The sequence below is a fragment of the Sphingobacterium litopenaei genome (assembly GCF_014692495.1).
In the GTDB taxonomy this organism is placed as follows: domain Bacteria; phylum Bacteroidota; class Bacteroidia; order Sphingobacteriales; family Sphingobacteriaceae; genus Sphingobacterium; species Sphingobacterium litopenaei.
The window spans coordinates 11598-34055 of the sequence record NZ_JACOIJ010000035.1 but is presented as its reverse complement, the minus strand read 5'-3'; the positions used below and the strand labels follow the sequence as shown (position 1 = coordinate 34055).

The 22458-nt window shown below is 36.5% G+C and carries 14 protein-coding genes and 1 rRNA gene; 9 read left to right on the top strand and 6 right to left on the bottom strand.

Translation table 11 applies throughout. The features are described from left to right. The 9 genes from rrf to H8B04_RS14300 all read left to right on the top strand — a co-directional run. Nucleotides 1–93: ribosomal RNA gene (gene rrf / locus H8B04_RS14340) — 5S ribosomal RNA — on the top strand; the annotation flags it as partial. 369 nt (nt 94–462) lie between these two features. Then, nucleotides 463–3633: a SusC/RagA family TonB-linked outer membrane protein gene (locus tag H8B04_RS14335; RefSeq protein WP_223815442.1), complete on the top strand. Its 3171-nt coding sequence runs from the start codon at nt 463–465 to the stop codon at nt 3631–3633. Between the two features lie 14 nt (nt 3634–3647). After that, nucleotides 3648–5486, top strand: a complete 1839-nt coding sequence (locus tag H8B04_RS14330) for a RagB/SusD family nutrient uptake outer membrane protein (protein WP_165291815.1) — start codon at nt 3648–3650, stop codon at nt 5484–5486. Nucleotides 5487–5502: 16 nt separating this feature from the next. Next, entirely contained in the window at nt 5503–6393 is an 891-nt protein-coding gene (locus H8B04_RS14325) for a DUF4959 domain-containing protein (protein ID WP_165291816.1), read from the top strand. A gap of 240 nt (nt 6394–6633) precedes the next feature. After that, nucleotides 6634–7704, top strand: a complete 1071-nt coding sequence (locus H8B04_RS14320; protein WP_190302786.1) for an efflux RND transporter periplasmic adaptor subunit — start codon at nt 6634–6636, stop codon at nt 7702–7704. Between the two features lie 11 nt (nt 7705–7715). Beyond that, nucleotides 7716–10793 carry an efflux RND transporter permease subunit gene (locus tag H8B04_RS14315; protein WP_165291818.1) on the top strand — a complete coding sequence of 1026 codons (3078 nt, stop codon included), beginning with the start codon at nt 7716–7718 and terminating at the stop codon, nt 10791–10793. Between the two features lie 52 nt (nt 10794–10845). After that, nucleotides 10846–12102 (top strand): TolC family protein, encoded by a 1257-nt coding sequence (locus H8B04_RS14310; RefSeq protein ID WP_206366891.1) that lies wholly within the window; start codon nt 10846–10848, stop codon nt 12100–12102. 255 nt (nt 12103–12357) lie between these two features. Then, nucleotides 12358–13779 (top strand): Gfo/Idh/MocA family protein, encoded by a 1422-nt coding sequence (locus H8B04_RS14305; RefSeq protein WP_165291820.1) that lies wholly within the window; start codon nt 12358–12360, stop codon nt 13777–13779. 81 nt (nt 13780–13860) lie between these two features. Then, nucleotides 13861–14916, top strand: a complete 1056-nt coding sequence (locus tag H8B04_RS14300) for a formylglycine-generating enzyme family protein (RefSeq protein ID WP_190302785.1) — start codon at nt 13861–13863, stop codon at nt 14914–14916. 212 nt (nt 14917–15128) lie between these two features. Here the strand turns inward: H8B04_RS14300 and H8B04_RS14295 are convergent, their stop codons facing one another. From H8B04_RS14295 to H8B04_RS14270, 6 genes are all read right to left on the bottom strand, one after another. Next, the gene (locus tag H8B04_RS14295) at nt 15129–15689 is read right to left on the bottom strand and encodes a hypothetical protein (protein ID WP_165291822.1); all 561 of its coding nucleotides are present in this window, start codon (nt 15687–15689) and stop codon (nt 15129–15131) included. A gap of 247 nt (nt 15690–15936) precedes the next feature. Continuing rightward, a complete protein-coding gene (locus H8B04_RS14290; RefSeq protein WP_190302784.1) occupies nt 15937–16287 on the bottom strand; it encodes a TOPRIM nucleotidyl transferase/hydrolase domain-containing protein in 351 nt (116 codons plus the stop codon). A gap of 42 nt (nt 16288–16329) precedes the next feature. Then, complete coding sequence (locus H8B04_RS14285; protein WP_190302783.1) at nt 16330–16806, bottom strand: AAA family ATPase; 477 nt, start codon at nt 16804–16806, stop codon at nt 16330–16332. Continuing rightward, nucleotides 16790–16975, bottom strand: coding sequence for an ATP-binding protein (locus tag H8B04_RS14280; protein WP_165291824.1), 186 nt, complete (start codon nt 16973–16975; stop codon nt 16790–16792). The genes H8B04_RS14285 and H8B04_RS14280 overlap by 17 nt, the downstream gene beginning before the upstream one ends. Before the next feature lie 227 nt (nt 16976–17202). Then, the gene (gene carB, locus H8B04_RS14275; RefSeq protein WP_165291825.1) at nt 17203–20022 is read right to left on the bottom strand and encodes a carbamoyl-phosphate synthase large subunit; all 2820 of its coding nucleotides are present in this window, start codon (nt 20020–20022) and stop codon (nt 17203–17205) included. A gap of 212 nt (nt 20023–20234) precedes the next feature. After that, entirely contained in the window at nt 20235–22400 is a 2166-nt protein-coding gene (locus tag H8B04_RS14270) for a S9 family peptidase (RefSeq protein ID WP_190302782.1), read from the bottom strand. Nucleotides 22401–22458: the final 58 nt, after the last annotated feature.

Below are 22458 nucleotides of genomic sequence, written 5' to 3'. Positions count from 1 at the left end.
GTGTTCACCTCTTCCCATTCCGAACAGAGCAGTTAAGCCCGCCCGAGCCGATGGTATTGCCGTAACAGGTGGGAGAGTAGGTCGGTGCCTTCTTTTATTAAACAACAAAGCAAAGCCTTATCACATAGCGTGGTAAGGCTTTTTTTGTGTTTTTTTTTTATGCTTGTTTATGCGGTTTTGGAGTTTTTAGTATTAGATAAGCTTACTATAATTTCTTTTCTAACTCATTTATTTTTAGTTAATTATACATCATTTATTAATAACAGATTCAATAGTATAAATTTTTCATATTTTAAACTATTTTTACTAAAAATTTTAAATAAGATACATATTGTTACAAATAAAATTACGAAATCGGTTGCGCAAAAATGCGCAACCGATTTCGTTAATCAAGCTTTTGCATGCATGGAATTATGCCTGTATTTTACAGCATTGAAGTACCAATTATTTTTTAACACTACTATGGTAAAGCAGTTACTAAAAGGAGATTTGTACGAAAGTGTAAATCATTGTTTCAGACCGACTAAATTAAAAACAGCTTGTGTGGCTGTATTGGCATTAGTGGCTGTAAACAATGTTTCTGCGTATACAATTTCAGAAAGAGCGCATGTTGAATTTGTCGCGCAACAGAATTTGATAACGGGGAAAGTTACGGATGCTGAGAACAAAGCGTTACAAGGTGTAACGGTGTCGGTGCTTAACAAAAACATCCGTACGAGTACAGACGCGAATGGTCGATTTGTGATTAACGTCCAAAAAGGTGAAACGCTAGTTTTATCTTTAATCGGATATTTGGAAGAAAGAGTTGTTATCGATTCTAAAGGTAATATTGAAATAACATTAGAAAAAGATGTAACAGGTCTAGAAGAAGTGACTGTTACGGGTTTGGCTGGACAACAAAAAAAGTCAACATTAGTAGGATCGATCACTAGTGTTAAACCTGAAGAATTAAAAATTCCAACTGCTAATTTGTCTAACGCTATTGCAGGTAAATTGGCGGGAGTTGTCGCTTTTCAACGTTCGGGAGAGCCAGGAGCTGATGGATCTACTTTTTACATAAGAGGAATATCTACTTTCAGCGGTATCAATTCACCTTTGATTATTATTGATGGTGTGCCCGCTTCGACTGGAGATTTAAATGCTATCGCCCCAGAAGCTATTGAAAGTTTTTCTATTTTGAAAGATGCCAACGCTACAGCGATGTATGGTACTAAAGGAGCGAATGGCGTAATGATCGTAACTACAAAACGAGGTAAAAATTTAGATAAAGCCCGAATAAATATCCGCCTTGAAAATGCAATCAACACGCCAATTCGTGTGCCTAAATTTGTAGATGGTACTCGTTTCATGGAATTGTATAATGAGGCTGTAAATGCGAGAGGTACTGGCGAAATCTTGTATACTAAAGACAAAATAGAAGGTACTCGTAATGGACTAGATCCTTTAGTATTCCCAGATGTAAATTGGTATGCAGAAATGTTTAAAAAGAATGCGCAAGGAAGAGCTTTGAATGCTAACGTGCAGGGTGGTGGTGCCAAAGTGGATTACTTTATGAGTGCAACTTTAAACATGGATGATGGTATGTTGCGTTCATCAGATGTAAATAGTTATAGCAATAACATCAAAGTTAATCGTTATACTTTTCAAAATAACTTGTTTGCACAACTAACGCCTACTACAAAAGCTTCATTGAAGTTAAATACGCAATTAAGAGATTATAAAGGACCAAATAGAAGTGTTAGTGATATATTCTCCAATGCGATTAATGCCAATCCAGTTGATTTTCCAGTGTTTTTTCCAAATAATGAACAATTCCCAGAAGGATTTTTGTTTGGTGGTAAAACAGGTGGACGTTATAATAATGGATTTATAAACCCTTATGCTTGGATGGTAGATGGTTATTCATCTAACTTTCAAAGTACAGTAATGGCAACTTTAGATTTGACTCAAAGTTTGGACTTCTTGACAAAAGGTTTGAGTGCAAATGGATTGATGTCTTTCAAAAACTGGTCGTCAACAACGACATCAAGAAGCCGTGGTGTCAACAATTATGAAATCTTAAATTATAGTGTTGATGCAGATGGAAAATATATTTATTCATTAGGTCGTGTAGGATCTGTACAATCTGAAACTCTGGGTACAGGAACAGGTACAGAAGGTGATAGATCATTATATTTTCAGGCGGGTTTAAATTACCAACGAACTTTTGATTTGCATGATGTGAGTGGTGTGTTGGTATACTACCAAACAGATTACAACGTAAACAATGCGGGTGGTAGTTTGATAAATTCATTGCCAAAAAGATCTATGTCGTATTCAGGAAGATTATCTTATAGCTATGATAATAGATATTTATTCCAAGGTACATTCGGATACAACGGTTCGGAAAATTTTGCAAAAGGAAGTAAGTTCGGCTTCTTCCCATCATTCGGTGTAGGTTACAATATTAGCAACGAAAATTTCTTTGAGCCTTTAAAAGATAAGATTCATCATTTGAAATTAAGAGGTTCTTGGGGATTAGCAGGTAATGATCAGATTGGTTCAGAGCGTTTTGTTTATTTGTCTGATATCAACTTGACATCTCAATCTTTTACGACAGGTATTACGCAAGATTATACGCGTAGTGGACCTAGTTATAATCGTTTCTCCAACCCAAATATTACATGGGAAATTTCAGAACAATACAATGCAGCTATTGAGTTAGGATTATTTAACTCTTTGAACTTTGTATTTGATGTGTACAAAGAGGATCGTCGTAATATCTTCTTATCTCGTCAAACAATTCCAGATTATTTAGGAACGAGTGGTACGACTATCTATGGAAACTTGGGTCGTGTGTCAGCAAAGGGTATCGATATATCAGCTGATTATTTCAAACAGATCACTTCTGATTTATCCATGGCCTTGAAAGGTACGTTTACATATGCGCACAATGTGATTACTGATTATGACGAACCGGCTTTTGCGGTAAATAAAAATTTGAACTATACAGGTTATCCTATCAACACACAATTGGGGTATCTTGCAGAACGTTTATTTATTGATGATGCCGAAGTAGCGAATAGCCCTATTCAACAATTAGGTGGTTTTGTTTCAGGCGGTGACATTAAGTATACCGATTACAATAATGACGGTTTGGTAAACAGTGATGACCGTGTTAGAATGGGATATCCTACTACGCCAGAAATTGTATATGGTTTTGGTCCTTCATTCAAATTTAAAAAGTTTGATTTCTCTTTATTCTTCCAAGGTGCTGCTCATACGTCATTGTTTATGTCAGGATTCCATCCATTTGGTACATCTGACCAGCGCAATGTGTTGACATTCATTGCGGATGATCACTTTAGCGAGTCAAATCCTAATATTTACGCAGCTTATCCAAAATTAAGCAAGCTTGATAATCCAAATAATACAGCTGTTTCTTCATACTATATGAGAGATGGAGCATTCTTAAAGCTTAAAAATGCGGAGATAGGATACTCTTATAAATTCGCTCGTTTTTATTGTAGTGGGTTAAATCTAGCTACATTCTCAAAATTCAAATATTGGGACCCAGAGCAAGGTGGAGGAGCTGGATTAAGCTATCCTACACAAAGAACAATGAATATTGGGGTTCAAATGACATTTAATTAATTGAAGAGATTATTATGATTAAGAGAAATTATATATACGTAATATTAGTGCTTTTTCTTGCATTAAATTACAGTTGTTCTAGCTTTTTGGATGTCGTTCCAGATGAAAGACCAACAGAAGAGGATGCTTTCGTGGATGAATTTGCGGCAGAAAGATTTTTATATTCATGTTATAACTATTTGCCTGCTGTCAGAGTGGGACAATCATCTATAGACTTAATGACTACGGATGAGGTGATCACATCTTTTGAACATGAGACTTTTGCTCAATTTCCTAAAGGAACTTTTACAGCTTCTAACCCGGTGATATCATATTGGGGAACGTTGTACAAAGGAATTCGTCAAACATATATTTTGGTGGATAATATTGATAAAGTTCCTGGCTTATCAGAAGACAAAAAAGCAGATTACAAAGCACAAGCAAACTTCTTGATTGGATACTACCACTTCTTATTAGTGAGAATGTATGGTCCAGTAATCTTGATTAATGGAGTAGAGGATGTTAACCAAGCTTCGGATACGTATAAAGCGAGAAGCACTTATGAGGAGTCTGTAGATTTTGTAGTTACAAAATTAGACGAAGCAGCTGCAAGCTTACCTGCCAAAAGAGTGGGTAATGAATACGGTTTAGCGACAAGTTTAGCTGCAAAAGCTATCAAAGCACGTATGTTGTTGTATGCTGCATCACCTTTGTTCAACGGTGGTGGAGGCTTAAAAACAAGTTTCTATGCGGACTTCGTAGATAAATCAGGCAACAATTTGATTCCAACGAACTATGATAGAGAAAAATGGAAAAAAGCGATTGATGCGTACAAAGAAGTAATTGACTTGGCAGAGGGTCAAGGATATGGCTTATATGCAAATTCTACAATGACTGGCTTACCAGCAAAACAAGTTGAAAAAGACTTGCGCTATACTTTTGTTGATAAAGAATCTAATGAACTTATCTGGACAGATACACGCAGAGAAGGTATTTATGATTTCCAAAATAAGAGTACTCCATTCTATAGCCCAGGAGCTTACAATGGTGTTTCGCCAACATTATCTATGGTAGAATTATTCTATACAGAAAATGGTCTTCCAATCGACAAAGATCCAGCGTATAATTATAGCAATCGCTACGGTGTAGGAACATCTCCATTAGGAGGAAATACGCTAAACCTTAACTTGCACCGCGAGCCTCGCTTCAATGCGTGGATTGCCTACCACAATGGTAATTATGAAATATTGAGACCAGGTGGTATTCAAGAGGTGAAAACAATGTTTAGAAAAAATGATGATCATGGTATCAAAGGTCGTTCTAACAACTATTCACCAACAGGATATTTAAATAAAAAAGGTGTTAGTCCTAAATTTGGTGCAAACCAAAATATTGAAGCACAACCAACGATTGCAGAATCTTATCCTTGGCCTTTGGTGCGTTTAGCTGAGTTATATTTATCCTATGCTGAAGCATTAATCGAATATGATGCTAGCAACATTACATTGGCGAAAACTTATATTGATAAAGTACGTAAACGTGCTGGAATACCTACAATAGATGAAGCATGGGGACCAATTGGTGGTGCTACTACTCAAGCCCAATTGCGTAGTATCGTAAGACAAGAACGTTCGATTGAATTCTATTTGGAGAATCATAGATTCTGGGATTTGAGAAGATGGATGGAAGCAGAACAACCTCTAGGTACGCAAGCTAAAGGGATGAACATCCAAGGTACTACAGATGCGGAATTCTTTAATGTTACAACAGTTCAATTTGTAAGAAATTTCAGAACCCCAGCTTTCTATCTAATGCCAATTCCAACAGCTGATATTAACAAGAATCCAAATATTGTTCAAAATATTGGTTACTAATCAAAATAAGATACTAATGAAAAGATTATTATATACAGGATTATTGATAGCTGCTTTGACAAGCTGTTCTAAAGAAGATGGAGCAGAAGGTTTATCAATACCTTCAGAAGTAAGCAATGTTACCGCAAAACCTATTGTAGGTGGTGCAGTTATCAAATGGACTTTGCCTTCAGATAGTGGTTTTAATTATGTGGAGGTTAGTTATGAGAAAAAAGGTGAAATTATTAGTGTACCAGTTTCTAAATACACAGACTCGTTAGTTGTAGAAGGACTTTTAAATAAATTGGAGTACACGTTCAAAGTGAAAACAGTTAACTTAAATAGTTCTGGTAAAATATACGGTCCAAGTGAATTAGTAACAGAGGCTGTAAGACCTATCCGAAGACCTAATAAAGTAGTTTACTATTCGGATCAGTTGACGAAGGTAGAAGGAGTTAATGCTGATATGCTAGACACCTATACCCAAGAGACTACGGAAGGACCTAAAGTGAATTTGGTGGATGGTAATAAAAATACCTTTTGGCACACCGCATGGTCTTCAGGCGTTGCTAATTTACCTCACTGGATTACTTTAAAATCCGAAACTCCTAAGAAAATTGGAGCTGTGAAATACTTTTTCCGACAATCCACGAATGCCTCAGGAAGACCAACACAATTTGCTCTCGAAATTTCAAATGATGGAGCTACATGGGAACGTGTATGGACTTCACGTGACGGCCTACCTATTGAGCCTTATACGGAGGAAAAAATGGTTGATTTTGGTGCGAATTACGAAGCTAAATTTCATCGTTTGATGATTTTGAAAGCTAACGGTACGACTACATACACGCACTTAGGTGAAATAGCTTATTATACCATGCATGAAGAAGTTACCGATGCGGAATTATTAGCGGAGAATAATTATTAAAAATAATTTTACAAATAGATTTTTACGCAAAGCCCTCTGTCGATTTGATAGAGGGCTTTTTTTTTGTTGATATTTTTTGGAGGATTTTAGTATTTAGATTAAAATTTTAAACCCTAATTAATAGTGTAAATAATGAATCTTGAAAGGCAAATCTTATTTATATCCAGATTTTTACATGTTCTTTGCTTAAATAGCTTTATCTTGTATTTCCATTTTTTAGGGCTAAATATATCTAAACTTATGAGCAAAAAAGCCATTATATTTCTAAGCATAGGACTATTAATTATTATTGGATTAGTGACGTATCGTATTATTACGAACACAAAAAAAGAAGAAGCAAATAAATCTGCTGGAGGTGGCGGAAGCCGTGGTGGAGGCAATAAAGTATACGGTAGGGTGGTACAAGGGCAACCTTTTGCGGATTACCTTTCATTAAGTGGTTCTATAGAAGCGAATGAAGTGGTGGAATTGCATTCTGAAGTTTCGGGTATTGTGGAGTCTTTAAACTTCCAGGAAGGAAGCTCCGTTTCTGCAGGTCAAGTATTGATAAAAATCAATGATGCAGAACTAAGAGCGCAGTTAGCACAAGCTCGTACGCGTTCAGAGCTTGCAGGTGAAAATGCGCGCCGAGCAAAATTATTATTAGAAAAAGAAGCTATTAGCCAAGAAGAATATGATATTGCTTCAGCAGATTTTCGTACAGCTGAATCTCAAATTCAACTGATCAATGCGCAGTTGAGTAAAACTTTGGTGCGCGCTCCTTTTTCAGGTAAAATAGGTCTTCGTAATATTTCTAAAGGCAGTTATATTACACCTGCTACCGTGATAGCAAATCTTGCCAATACAGCACAAGTAAAATTACTTTTCTCCATACCTGAACGTTATGCTTATATGGTAAATAAAGGTAGTCGTGTAGAGTTTTCCATTCAAGGAGACGAACAGAAATTCTCTGCATCGGTGTATGCTATTGAGCCAGTAATAGAAGCGAATACACGTACATTGTTGGTAAAAGCAATTGCTCAAGGAGGTAGCAATAAATTAATTCCTGGAGCTTTTGCGAATGTGACTTTCCCGCTGGAAACTGTTGAGAATGGTTTATTAGTTCCAGCAGAATCATTAATTCCGATTCAAAATGGTAAAAAGATATTTGTTTTGCGCGATGGTAAAGCCAAAGAGGTAATCGTGGAAACAGGAGGACGTACAGATGCAGATGTATTGATTACAAAAGGATTGGTGGAAGGAGATACGATTTTAACGTCAGGCGTGATGTCGTTGCGTGATGGTTCTCCAGTTCAGGTTATTTTACGTTAAGCGAAGAAAAGATGAGTTTATCCACACTAAGTATAAAACGTCCGGTTCTGACTATTGTCATGAACCTGATGTTGATATTATTTGGAATAATCGGCTATACTTTTTTAGGTGTACGTGAATTTCCATCCATTGACCCAGCGCAAATTTCGGTTCGAACAAGCTATGCTGGAGCCAATCCAGATATTATTGAATCCCAAATCACCGAACCATTAGAAAAGGCTATCAATTCCATTGATGGTATTCGTAACATCACTTCGACAAGTTCGCAGGGGTCAAGTAATATCAACATTGAATTTAATTTAGATAAAGATTTGGAAGCGGCAGCGAATGATGTTCGTGATAAAGTTTCCCAAGCTATGCGTAGCTTACCACAAGATATTGATGCCGCTCCGGTAGTTTCCAAAGCAGATGCAGATTCGGAACCGATTATATCCATGACATTACAAAGTCGTACGCATAATGTGTTGGAGCTTTCGGATTACGCCGAAAATGTGGTTTCACAGCGTTTACAAACTATTCCGGGCGTAAGTTCAGTTCAAATTTGGGGACAAAAAAAGTTCGCTATGCGTCTTTGGATCGATCCAACCAAATTAGCTTCTTACGGAATAACGGTAATGGATGTGCGCAATGCGCTGAACAGCCAAAATGTGGAATTACCCTCTGGTAAACTGACGGGAGCTAATACCGAATTGACAGTAAAGACTATTGGTAATCTTTCTACGGAGGAACAATTCAATAACATTATTATCCGCGCTGATCAGACTAAAGTCGTTAGATTGGGTGATATTGGTAAAGCCGCTTTAGAGGCCGAAAATTTTGAGACAAAAATGTCTGATTCGGGATTCCCAATGGTGAGTTTGGCGGTTATTCCTCAACCAGGAACTAATTACCTTGAAATTGCCAATAGCTTCTACAAAGAATTTGACAAATTGCAGAATGACTTGCCCGAAGGCTATGAAATGAATATTGCGATTGATAACACGCAATTTGTTAAAAAGTCCGTATTAGAAGTATTAGAAACACTTATTATTGCAGTTGTACTCGTCGTAATTATTATTTATATCTTCTTCCGAAATTGGTCCATCGCCTTCCGTCCACTTATCGATATTCCAGTATCTTTAATTGCTACATTTTTCATCATGTATTTGTGTGGCTTCTCTATCAATGTATTGACTTTGTTAGCTATTGTACTGGCTACCGGTTTGGTGGTGGATGATGGTATTGTAGTAACGGAAAATATCTTTAAGAAAGTAGAAGAGGGGATGTCGCCCATAGAAGCTGCTATAAAAGGTTCGAATGAAATTTTCTTTGCGGTCATATCGATCTCCATTACACTAGCTGCTGTTTTCTTACCCGTAATATTCTTAGAAGGATTCGTAGGACGATTATTCCGCGAGTTTGGTGTCGTAATCGGGGCAGCGGTACTGATTTCAGCTTTCGTTTCCCTGACATTAACCCCAATGCTAAATGCATATTTAATGAAAGGTGGTGAACAGAAGAAAAGTAAATTCTATGAGCGTACCGAAAAATATTTTGTGGCATTGAATACAGAATATGCGAATTCATTAAAAGGATTTCTTCGGTTCAAATGGTTAAGCTTTGCTATTCTGATTGGCTGTTTTGGGTTAATTTATTTATTCTTTCAACTTTTGCCAAAAGAAACAGCTCCTTATGACGATCGTAGTTATTTGAATGTTCGTGTCACAGCTCCGGAGGGTGTATCCTATGATTACATGGATAAATTTATGACGGATCTAACAATGCTAATTAATGATTCAGTACCAGAGAAAAAAGTCAGTTTAGTAATTACTTCTCCAGGATTTGGTTCTGCATCGGTAAATAGTGGTATGGTGCGTTTGGGATTAGTAAATCCTGACGAACGTGATCGCACTCAGGAAGAAATTGCCAATGATTTGACTAAATTGTCTCGTAGATTCTCGGAAGCACGTGTGGCTGTATCCCAACAGCCAACCATTTCTGTAAACAGACGTGGTGGTATGCCTATTCAATACATTATTCAGGCACAAAATTTTCAACAATTGGAAGAGAAAATTCCACTTTTTATGGAAGAATTGTCGCAAGACCCAACTTTCTCTATTACGGATGTGAATTTGAAATTCAACAAGCCTGAAATTTATGTAACGATTGATAGAGAAAAAGCACAAGCTTTAGGAGTCTCAGTATTGGATGTAGCGCAGACATTGCAAATGTCTCTTTCAGGTCAACGCTTTGGCTATTTCATGATGAATGGAAAGCAATATCAAGTGATGGGACAATTTGATCGTAAAGATAGAGCGACTCCAAATAATTTAGCAGCTATTTATGTGAAAAATAATAGAGGTGAACTCATTCAACTGAGCAATATTGTAGAATTAGAAGAGCGAAGCAGTCCTCCGCAATTGTATCACAATAATCGTTATATGTCGGCGACAGTTTCAGCTGGTTTGGCACCGGGACGTAGTATGGGAGATGGAATACAGGCGATGGAACGTATTCGCTCCAAAGTATTGGATGAAACATTTACAACAGATTTGGGTGGTGAATCGCGCGATTTTGTAGAAAGTGGTTCGAATACCATGTTTGCTTTTGGCTTAGCGGTATTATTAATATTCTTGATATTGGCAGCACAGTTCGAAAGTTTTACAGATCCTATTATTATAATTATTACCGTGCCTTTAGCGGTAGCGGGAGCGTTATTTTCGCTGTGGCTATTTGGTCAGACTTGGAATATATTCAGTCAGATTGGTACCATTATGCTGATTGGTTTGGTAACCAAAAACGGTATTTTGATTGTGGAGTTTGCAAACCATTTGCGTGAACAAGGAATGGACAAATATAACGCTGTAGTAGAAGCTGCAGAATCTCGTTTAAGACCTATTCTAATGACTTCCTTGGCTATTGCGTTCGGTGCTTTGCCTATCGCCTTATCATTGGGAGCCGCTTCTACGAGTAGAATAGGGATGGGGGTTGTAATTGTAGGCGGAACGATGTTTTCACTGATATTGACATTATTTGTGATTCCAGGATTCTATCTGATGATGTCGCGTCCAAGAAAACATAGACCTGAGTTTGATAATATTGAAGATTAGTATGAGAAGAAGGGTATATAAAATAATAGCTTGTCTATTGTTATGTGCAAATATGAGTAAGGCACAAGAGCTACTTACCGTCAGAGATGCCATAGCTATAGCTTTAGAAAATAATTATGATATCAAATTATTTCAAAATAATTTAAAAGTAGCGCAAGAGAATGTGACACCTGGAAATGCGGGCATGCTGCCGACGGTGACAGGTAATTTTACACAAAGCAATAGTGTTTCAAATTCTAACCAGACACAGATTTCGGGTGAGGTACGCGCTTTGGATAATGCCAAGAACAATAGTTTGAATTACGGTGTTAGTGTGGGATGGACTGTATTTGATGGACTGGGAATGTTTTCGCGCTATGAAACTTTGAAGGAATTACAAAAGCAAGGCGAAGCAGAATTGCAGCGTTCTGTAGTAACACGAATTTCGGATGTGATATCTACTTATTATACAATCGTAGAGCAACAAAATCTGCTTTCCGCAATGGATTCGAGTATCGTGATTTCGCAAGAAAGATTGCGTACAGCCGAAAATAGATTTTCTATTGGTAAGGCATCACGATTAGAAGTATTGAATGTTCAGGTCAATCTGAATACCGATGAATCGAATCGCATCAAGCAGGCAAACGTAGTTAAGAATTTAAAAATCGCGCTGAATAATCTTTTAGCTCGCGATTTGCAACAAGAGTTTCAAGTGGTACGAGAAGTGCATATTGATCAATCACTGACGCTTGGTAACTTATTAGAACAAGCGAAGTCCAGCAATCCAGATTTGATATTAATTAGTATCAATAGAAGATTAGCCGAGTTGGAAGAGAAAACAATAAGAGCCAACCGTTATCCTACAGTTCGATTGAATGGTGGATATAATTTTTCTGAATCGGAATCTAGCTTGGGTTTCGTAGCTCAATCCAAATCGCGTGGCTTGACCTATGGTGTTACTGCTTCGGTTAATATCTTTGATGGTTTTAACCAACGAAGAAACGAACGTATTGCAAAGCTGCGTATTGAAAACGCTGATTTGCAAATCAACCAAACAAATCTGCAGATTGAAACCGAAATTTCTCAAGCTTACAATCTTTATATAACGAATCTTGCTCTGGTAGAGTTGGAAGAGAAGAATGAGCAGATTGCCCGACAAAATATGAACATTACTTTAGAAAAATATAAAATAGGTACGGTGAGTGCTGTTGAATTTCGTGATGCGCAGGAGAACTTTATAAATGCAGTATCTAGATTTAATTCTGCCCAAACGCAAGCTAAATTATCCGAAACTTTACTGATGGAATTGATTGGGAAAATCGAATTGTAACAAACGAAATAGACAATCGAATTCGTAAAATTGGACAAACGTTTGCGTTTATGAATGATTTTATAATCTGATAATTATGAATTATACTTGTTAAAGATAATAAGAAGAACATTATCGATAATCCTTGAAAACCTAAGAAAAGATAAGCATTGGTTTTCTTGAATATTGACTGTTTAGTTTGTTTTAATATAGGTGATTTTTAGGGGGGCTTCGTGCCCCCTTAATTTAAGACAAAGATTTATAAATCAAATTTTTATGAGTACAAATAGAAGAGATTTTCTCAAAAAGGCATCATTACTTTCAGCTACAGCGATTACTTTGCCTTCATTACATGTGAAAGCGGCTGAAGCGCCTAGATTCAATATGTCAGGATACGCAGCACCAAAATTGGATAAAGTACGTGTCGCATTTGTGGGTTTGGGTAATAGAGGTACAGGTGCAGTAGATAGATATACATTCATTGAAGGCGCTGAGATTGTTGCGGTATGTGATAAACATGCGGATAGAGTTACGAAGCACCAAAATGCGGTAGTAAGTAAAGGTTTGAAAAAACCAGCTGGTTTTTCTGGAGAAGATGGTTGGAGAGAGATGTTGAAATCAGTGAAAATTGATTTATTATATATCTGTACACCTTGGGATTACCATACAGAGATGAGTATCGAAGGTATGAAATCAGGTGCGCACGTAGCTTGTGAAGTGCCTATTGGTTTGACGGTAGAAGATTGTTGGAAAGTAGTTCGTACATCCGAAGAAACTAGAAAACACTGTATGATGTTGGAGAACTGTTGTTATGACTTCTTCGAATTGCAAACATTGAACATGGCTCGTGCAGGTGTATTTGGAGAAATTATCCATGCTGAAGGTGCTTATATCCACGACCTATTGGATTTGAATTTCAGCAAAACATATTACGATGATTTCTGGAGATTGAAAGAAAATATCCGTTTCCACGGTAACTTATACCCTACGCATGGTATAGGTCCAGTAGCACAATGTATGAATATCAACCGTGGTGACGTAATGACTTCATTAGTAAACGTTGCTTCAAACGATTTCCATATGGGCGAAGAAGCTAAACGTTTAGCGGAGAAAGATCCTGCAACTTACGGTCAATTCGTAGGTGCTGAATATAGAGGTAATATGAATACTACATTGATTCGTACGCAAAAAGGAAAAACGATCATGATTCAACATGATGTAACTTCTCCTCGTCCGTATTCTCGTATTCACATGTTGAGCGGTACTAAAGGTTTTTGTGAGAAATACCCTAAAATTGGTGTCAGCTTAAAATCTCATCATAATGGTCATGATTTTCTTCCTGAAGAGGAATTAAACAAATTGCGTGATCAATATACGCCTGAAATCGTAAAATATATCGGTGAACAAGCTAAGAAAGTTGGTGGTCACGGTGGTATGGACTTTATGATGGATTGGAGACTAATCGACTGTTTGCGTAATGGATTGGCGTTGGATCAAGATGTTTATGATGCAGCAGCGTGGAGTGCTATTGTTCCTTTGAGTGTAGAATCTACGAAAAAAGGTAAAACAGTAGAATTCCCAGACTTTACTCAAGGTGCATGGATTTCAAACAAACCGCTTGAATTAACATTGAAGGGTGGTGGAAATACAGGTATTCGTGCGAAGAAAGATGCGAAAAGCAATCAGTTAAGTGTGTAATTGGTAGATGTAATTAATATTTTGGCTTCAGGATAGTTTTCTTGGAGCCTTTTTTTATTTTAGTACTTTAGTGATATTAATATGAAATTCAGCTATTTGTTACTGGTTCTAATTGTGCTTTCTTGTCAGCAAAAGGAAAATAAAAATTCTACTAAAATGGATGAAGGTGCTTCTTGTGCAATGGAAAATGTACCAAGTCGATCAGTAGCAAAAGCACAACAAGATATTATTTCAGGTAAGGATTCGGTTCTGATGGTATTGGTTCAAGGGGCTAAATTCACAATAGGTTCGGATTATTTTCAAGACGCGCAGCCAAAACAAGAAGTAGAGGTCAGTTCCTTTTATATTGATGAACATGAAGTCACCAATGCGCAATTTGCGCAATTTGTTTCAGAGACTAATTACGTAACTGTAGCAGAAAGACCATTAGATCCCAAAGAATTTCCAGGAGTAGATCCTGCGATGCTGGTAGCTGGATCAGCAGTTTTTGTTGGTAATCTAAAAGCTCGTGATTTAAACGATCCTTTGTCATGGTGGGAATATATTCCTGGAGCTTGTTGGAAACATCCAGAAGGTCCTAAAAGCGATATAAAGGGAAGAGAGAATCATCCTGTAGTTCATATCGCTTATGAAGATGCCGAAGCGTATGCCAAATGGGCTGGTAAGCGTCTCCCTACAGAGGCGGAATGGGAATTAGCAGCCAAAGCAGGAAATCATAATGATGAAACTTTCTACTGGGGTAATGAAATCAAAAAAGACGGCAAGTGGATGGCAAATACCTATCAAGGTTCATTTCCGAAGAAGAATGCTAAATTAGATGGTTTTGATGGTACGGCGCCAGTTAAATCTTTTCCTGCAAATGCCATAGGTTTATACGATATGGTCGGAAATGTCTGGGAATGGTGTTCGGATTATTATAGATCTGGCTATGCTACGAATGCTTCCAAAGTAAATCCTAAAGGACCATCGGATTCACACGATCCGCAAGAATCCGGCTTAGTCAAACGCGTACAGCGTGGCGGTTCATTTCTTTGTGTAGATAATTATTGCGAACGCTACAAAGCAGGAGGACGTGGCAAAGGCGAAATCAATAGCCCAACCAATAATGTAGGTTTCCGATGTGTGAAGGATATTTAGCAAAATCGTCATTTCGACGAAGGAGAAATCTATACATATGTATTATATATTTGCATATAAATCAAATAAATCACAATGGATAGGGAGATAAATTAATAAAGTTATGTAATTAAAAATGTAGAATCCTTGTTGTTTTTTTATGAACTCCACATCTACTATTAAACACTTTATAGAATGTAATAGAGCTTATGAAAAATCAATCCTAGTTATGACTAATTTAAATTCATTTTAGTAGGATTAGTATTTTCGTTAAAGGAGACATTAATTTCTCCAATATCCCATTTGTCCAAAACTTTTAAATTGCATATATAATTTTCCTCGTTTTTAATATCTAACGAATCAATTTCAATAATTTTTAAAATGGAATTCCATTCATTTCCTAAATATCCTGCAATTGAATCTATAGAAATAATCGATTTAGATGAGATTCCTTTTTGAATTTTATATACTATGTCCGAAACATACGATTGGATTTGAAGTCTGTAATCTATTTGTTTTATTGCAGGAAATTCATTGGATAAAACATACAAATCAGTATATCTATTAGCTAACTCTTCTTCGGTTAAATTTTGCATAATATCTATTTCAGACTCAACAGTTTTCCTCTTTAATTCTTCAGAAACTCTAAATTTATTTCCTGTATATTCAGGTAAATAGTTTTCTAATGCTCCATTATTTAGCAAAAAAACTCTATTAGTTTTTAAGGCATCTGATATATTTTGTAATTTTTGTTTTATTAACGTAATAGAGTTTTTAGTTAATATTTTTTCCAAATTTTCCCTATTAGTTTGAATTTCGATCAATAATGAAGTTCTGAGTTTTTTCCACTTATCTTTATCTTAAGATGAGTTTAATGTAATTAAATACTTTTGAAATTCATAGAATTCTGACGCTATATCTGTAATATTTATAATTTTATCAATTTGTGTTTTAATTGTTTTTTCAAGATCCGAGCAAGCATCTTGAAATGTCTCACTTGCTCCGATTGAAGCTAAATATTCTTTTGCTAAATCTGAAGAATCAGCACTTTGTCTTAATTTTTTGAGTAAAGAGGCTATCTAAGTCATAAACGAAATATGCTTTTTTACCTAGTGATTGAGTCAAATAAAAATATTGAGCGATTTTATCATTACCACCTACATCAATTAAACAACTTCCGGCACCTTCTAAAGATATTCCTCGTTTATTTTGCAAGGCTTGGAAAAACATTGAGTCAAAAATACCTTCAACAAATATTGGAAAGTCAGCAAAGAATAATTGTTTGTGATGAACATTTAAGTTAGCTACTAAACCTCCAAATATTTTTAATTTTTCTTCTGCTATATTTCCAATATGTGCAGGAGTATCAAAAGTTGAATTAAAGGAAATCACGGATTTTAAATCATCTGTAGATTTTAAATCAAGTATGAATGGTTAATGAGTAATTAGTACAATATTCTTTTTCCTAAATCTTGGATTGTGCAAGACCTTTTTAATTTCATTAATTAGGAATGATTGATATTGAGGATGTAAGTTTAATTCAGGTTCATCTATAATTAGAGATTCATTCTCATCATTATACAAATGAGTAAGTAGTATTAATAGTTCTTTAATTCCGTGACATTCATCTTTATGTAACTTATACGATTTTTCAGAAATTTTATTATACGCAACAGGATTTAATCTTCCTGAATCCCACTCCATTTTAATATCTCCATTTAAAAGTTGAGATAATGTAGCCTCAATTTGTATTCTTAGATCATATCGTTCTTCTAATAGAATAAAAGCATCAAAACCGTAACCAAGTTTTTTGCTAGACAGTCCATAATGTTCAAACTGGTCTTTGTTAAATCCTGTATGAAACATTGGATTTCCCATTACATTATCAAAACCATTATGCTTTGCAGACAATCCATAATCGGTCTGCTGACAATGTTCTGCAGTTTTCTAAATGAGGTTGTAGAGCTTCAGAAAATCTACTTTTCCCTGAGCCATTCGGACCAACTAAATAAATTAATTCTGGTAAAGTATCAATTTCAAATTCTTTATTAGTCCAAGGAGTGGGAAGATTAAATTTCATATTTTCTATTAGTGTCTATTTTTTTAATAAGTCATTTTATATCCACAATCAAACATATTACAATAATTACATTGTAATAGAGTATAACAATTAGACCATTGATTAGTGCTTTTAGAGTAATTTATAAAGATAACAAATTGACTAATATCTTTTTAATAACTCTTTAAACAAAAACTCCCTAACAATTGCTTGCGAGGGAGTTCCTTTTTATAATATTTCTTGTATGCTTATTGTGCGTTCAAGAACATTGATTTTTTAGATACTAATTCTCTAAAGTAAGGGTCTTGAAGATCTTTGATAAAGCGGATTGCTTCACCAGTAGATTTCATTTCAGGACCTAATTGTTTGTCTACTTCAGGGAATTTAGAGAATGAGAATACCGGTTCTTTGATAGCCCATCCTGTTAATTTGCGCTCGATAGTGAAATCTTTCAATTTGTTAGCACCTAACATTACTTTTGTAGCGATATTGATGTAAGGAACATCGTATGCTTTAGCGATGAAAGGAACTGTACGAGATGCACGAGGGTTAGCCTCGATTACGTATACGTTTTCACCTTTGATAGCAAACTGAATATTTAATAATCCTCTTACATTTAAAGCTTTCGCTAATTTGATAGAGTATTCTTCCATTTTGTCTTGTACGGCTTGAGACAAGCTGAATGGAGGCAATACTGCTGAAGAGTCACCCGAGTGGATACCTGCAGGCTCAATGTGCTCCATCATACCGATGATGTGAACATCTTCACCGTCACAGATTGAATCTGATTCAGCTTCTTCGGCTCTATCTAAGAAGTGGTCAATCAAGATATGGTTACCTGGAAGGTTTTTAAGCAAGTTCACCACTGCTTTTTCCAAGTCTTCATCGTTGATCACGATGCTCATACCTTGACCACCCAAAACGTATGAAGGACGTACCAACACTGGGTAACCTACTTCATTCGCTACTTGAATAGCTTCTTCTGCTGAAGTCGCTACGCCATATTTTGGATAAGGAATATCTAAATCTTTCAATAAGTCAGAGAAACGACCACGGTCTTCTGCTAAGTCCATGTTTTCGAAAGATGTACCGATGATTTTCACACCTAATTTCTCTAGACGATCAGCCATTTTTAATGCTGTCTGACCACCTAATTGAACGATAACACCTTCAGGTTTCTCTAATTCGATGATCTCACGTACGTGCTCCCAGAATACAGGCTCGAAGTATAATTTATCAGCCATGTTGAAGTCTGTAGAAACTGTCTCAGGGTTACAGTTAACCATGATCGCTTCGTAACCACATTCTTTAGCTGCTAATAAACCGTGTACACAAGAGTAATCGAATTCGATACCTTGACCGATACGGTTAGGACCAGAACCTAATACAATGATTTTCTTTTTATCTGATACGATAGACTCGTTTTCAGTTTCGAAAGTAGAGTAGTAGTAAGGAGTTTGTGCTTGGAACTCAGCAGCACATGTGTCCACCATTTTGTACACACGGTTGATGCCTAATTCTTTACGACGATCGTAAACTTCATCCTCAGTGACGTTACCTAATAACCAAGCGATTTGTTGATCCGAATATCCTTTTTGTTTCAATGTCATGAAGAAATCGCGAGGAATATTCGATAATTGGTAACGACGTAATTCAGTTTCTAATTGAACCAATTCTTGGATCTGAACTAAGAACCATTTGTCGATTAAAGTTGCTTTACGGATAGATTCCAAAGGAACACCTAATTCGAAAGCATCTTTGATATGGAAAAGACGGTCAGAGCTTGGATGCTCTAAACTGTGCATAATCTCTTCTAAGTTGCGTAATTGACGACCATCAGCACCTAGACCCGCACGGCCAGTTTCTAATGATTGCGCCGCTTTTTGCAATGCTTCGATGAATGTACGGCCGATTGCCATTACTTCACCTACAGCCTTCATCTGAAGACCTAATTCTTTGTTGGCACCTTTGAATTTATCAAAGTTGAAACGAGGAACTTTTACGATAACGTAGTCTAAAGTAGGCTCGAAGTATGCAGATGTTGTTTTAGTGATTTGGTTTTGTAACTCATCCAAGTTGTAACCGATAGCCAATTTAGCTGCGATTTTAGCAATTGGGTAACCCGTTGCTTTTGATGCTAAAGCAGAAGAACGCGATACACGAGGGTTGATTTCGATAGCAATGATTTCTTCGTTTTCTGGATTTACAGAGAATTGAACGTTACAACCACCTGCGAAGTTACCGATAGAACGCATCATCTTGATAGCTTGATTACGCATATCTTGGTAACACTTATCCGATAAAGTCATACCTGGAGCTACTGTGATGGAGTCACCTGTATGAATACCCATTGGGTCAAAGTTCTCGATCGTACAGATAATGATTACGTTATCATTTTTATCACGTAACAATTCCAACTCAAACTCTTTCCAACCCAAAACAGCTTGCTCTACCAATACCTCATGTGTAGGAGATGCGTGTAAACCTCTATTTAAAGCAGCATCGAATTCTTCTTTCTTGTGTACGAAACCACCACCAGTACCTGCTAATGTGTACGAAGGACGAATTACCAATGGATATCCGATTTCTTGCGCAGCTTCTTTACCTTCTAAGAATGAGTTAGCAATTTTTGATTTAGCTACACCCACACCGATATCTACCATTAATTGACGGAATTCTTCACGGTTTTCAGTCTTTTCGATAGCGGCAACATCAACACCGATTACTTGAACGTTGTATTTTTCCCAAAGTCCGCGATTGGAAGCTTCAATACATAAGTTCAACGCAGTTTGACCACCCATTGTAGGCAATACCGCGTCAATTTTTTGTTCTTGAAGAATTTGCTCAATACTTTCGCATGTAAGTGGTAATAAATAAACATGGTCTGCAACAACTGGGTCAGTCATAATAGTTGCAGGGTTTGAGTTGATTATCGAAACTTCGATACCTTCTTCTTTCAAAGATAGGGCAGCTTGAGATCCAGAGTAATCAAATTCACACGCTTGTCCGATAACAATAGGACCAGAACCTATGATTAAAACGGAGTTAATGGAGGTGTTTCTTGGCATTATTTATTAAATCAAAAAGTTTAAATATACTATTTGTTGCTGTTTACAAAGCGGAAGAAATGCCTTTATAGAGAAGTGTATTCCGACTGCTTTGTCGGAGTGCAAAGTTATATATTTATTTTTTAAAATCATGAATAAATTAGGATTATTTATTGTCAAAACAATGTCCTTAAATGAAGAAACCTTACAAATTTTGTAAGGTTTCTGAATTCTTATTTCTTTAAATGCAAATCAAAGTATTTTGCAATCTTATCATACATATGCACTCGGTCTTTTCCGCGTACATTATGTTCGTGCGATGGATATAAGAAATAATCCACTTGAATGCCTTTTTTGATACATTGTTCAATGAAATCCATGCTATGCTGTTGCACAACGACAGGATCTTGAGCACCATGAATAACCAATAGATTTCCTTTCAGTCTATCCACTTTGTCCAATAGAGAAGTCTTTTTGTAACCCTCTGGATTTTCTTGAGGCGTATCCATATAACGTTCGCCGTACATGACTTCGTAATATTTCCAATCGATAACTGGACCACCTGCGACAGCAGCTTTGAATGTAGCATTGTGTTTGGTCATCAATGATGTAGTCATATATCCACCATAACTCCAGCCAAAGATTCCCATATTTTCCTTATCTACATACGGTAAAGATTTCAGGTAGTCAAAACCTACGAGCTGGTCCGCCATTTCGGCTTCACCCAAATTTCTATGTGTTACTCTGGTAAAGTCGCGTCCTCTTGCATCTGACCCACGATTGTCTAAAGTAAAGACCAAATAACCATTTTGAGCCATGTACAAATCAAAATAGCCTACACCGCCCAACCATCTGTCGGTAACTAATTGCGCATGCGATCCACCGTATAGATATACCATTACAGGGTATTTTTGTGTTGGATCAAAATTAGCAGGGTAGGTGATACGTGCATTCAAAGGCGTTTTTCCGTCAGGTGACAAAAATTCTTTGAACTCTATCTTCGGTAAATTAATCTGTCCTGCAAATGGGTTCTCTGCTTCGAAAATGGATTTGCTTTGACTATTTTTAGTTTCAAGCACCTGAATTTTATTAGGAGTAGTCAAATTACTGTATTGGTCCAACACATATTTGCCGGTTGGACTTACAGTTGCGTTATGCACCCCGTTTGTTTTGGTCAATTGTGTAGTTTTACCAGATTTAATTTCTACTTCATAGAGGTGACGTTCTAATCCTTTGTTGGTCGCACCTACATAATATGCTTTTGTACCTGCTCCATTAAATCCTTTGAAATCTTCTACTATTACTTCTTGATAACCCAAATGTTTTATCAATTTACCATCTGTATTGTATAAGTACAATTGATTGAAACCATCCTTGTCTGTTTGGTAAAGGAATTGGTTTTTGGCATTTGGTAAAAAGATTAATTCGTGTTGCGGTTCTACCCAAGTTGAGGATTTTTCTTCAAAAAGAGTTTTTACAAAATCACCAGTTTTGGCGTTGTACTGGTTTAATTTGAGATGATCTTGACCACGGTTCAATACACCTACATATACAAATTCATTATTTGGATCCCAGGTAACTGAAGTTAGATACTGTTCTTTCGGCTCACCCGTTTTTAAAGTAGTGTAGGATTGAGTTTCTGTATTGAAAACGACTAAAGTCACTTCTTCGGATTTCATGCCCGCCATTGGGTAGCGGATGTAATTGACAGTAGCCACACGCGCATCCCATTGCGGTAAAGGATATTTAGTTACCATCGTTTCATCCTTTCGGTAATACAACAACTGCTTTCCGTTTGGAGACCACCACATGCCTTTATGAATACCAAATTCCTGACGATGTGTATAATCGCTGCCGTTTACAATGCCATCCATCGTGTCCTTAGTAACTTGAATTTTTTGTCCTTCAGCGGTTAATATTTCAATATTACTACCTACTAAATAAGCTGTATGGGTGTTTAATTCAGCGTTTGTTAATCCATTAGGAATTGACTTAGTTACCATAGCAGATTTAGTTTTTGTATTGTAGGTAATATCAAAAAGTGTCTTTTCCGTAGGTAACTGAAATTTGATATGGTCTGTATCTACCCATTTGTATGAAGAGGGAAATCCTCTCAAAGTGAATTTTTCTGTTGTGATTACTTTATTTAAAGCAGCTTTTAGGTCATCTGCGTTCGCAATAACCTTTTCCGACCAATTTTCTTTAGCACTTCTGGCAATAAGTTGTTGGTAGCTTTGGTCAAGGTGCGTGAAAACATCCATATTTTTAGCCCATTGAATACCATAAATAGTCTTTGGTGCAAATTTACTTGGTCCAAAAACTGTTTCATCAATAGTAAAATTGCGCTGCGCATATGCGGTGGAGCTACTTAAAAGAAAAAGTAATAAGAGTTTTTTCATGTTTTAGAAAATGTTTCACTGCGAAAATATAGAATTCTACACACTTTGCGGTTTAATT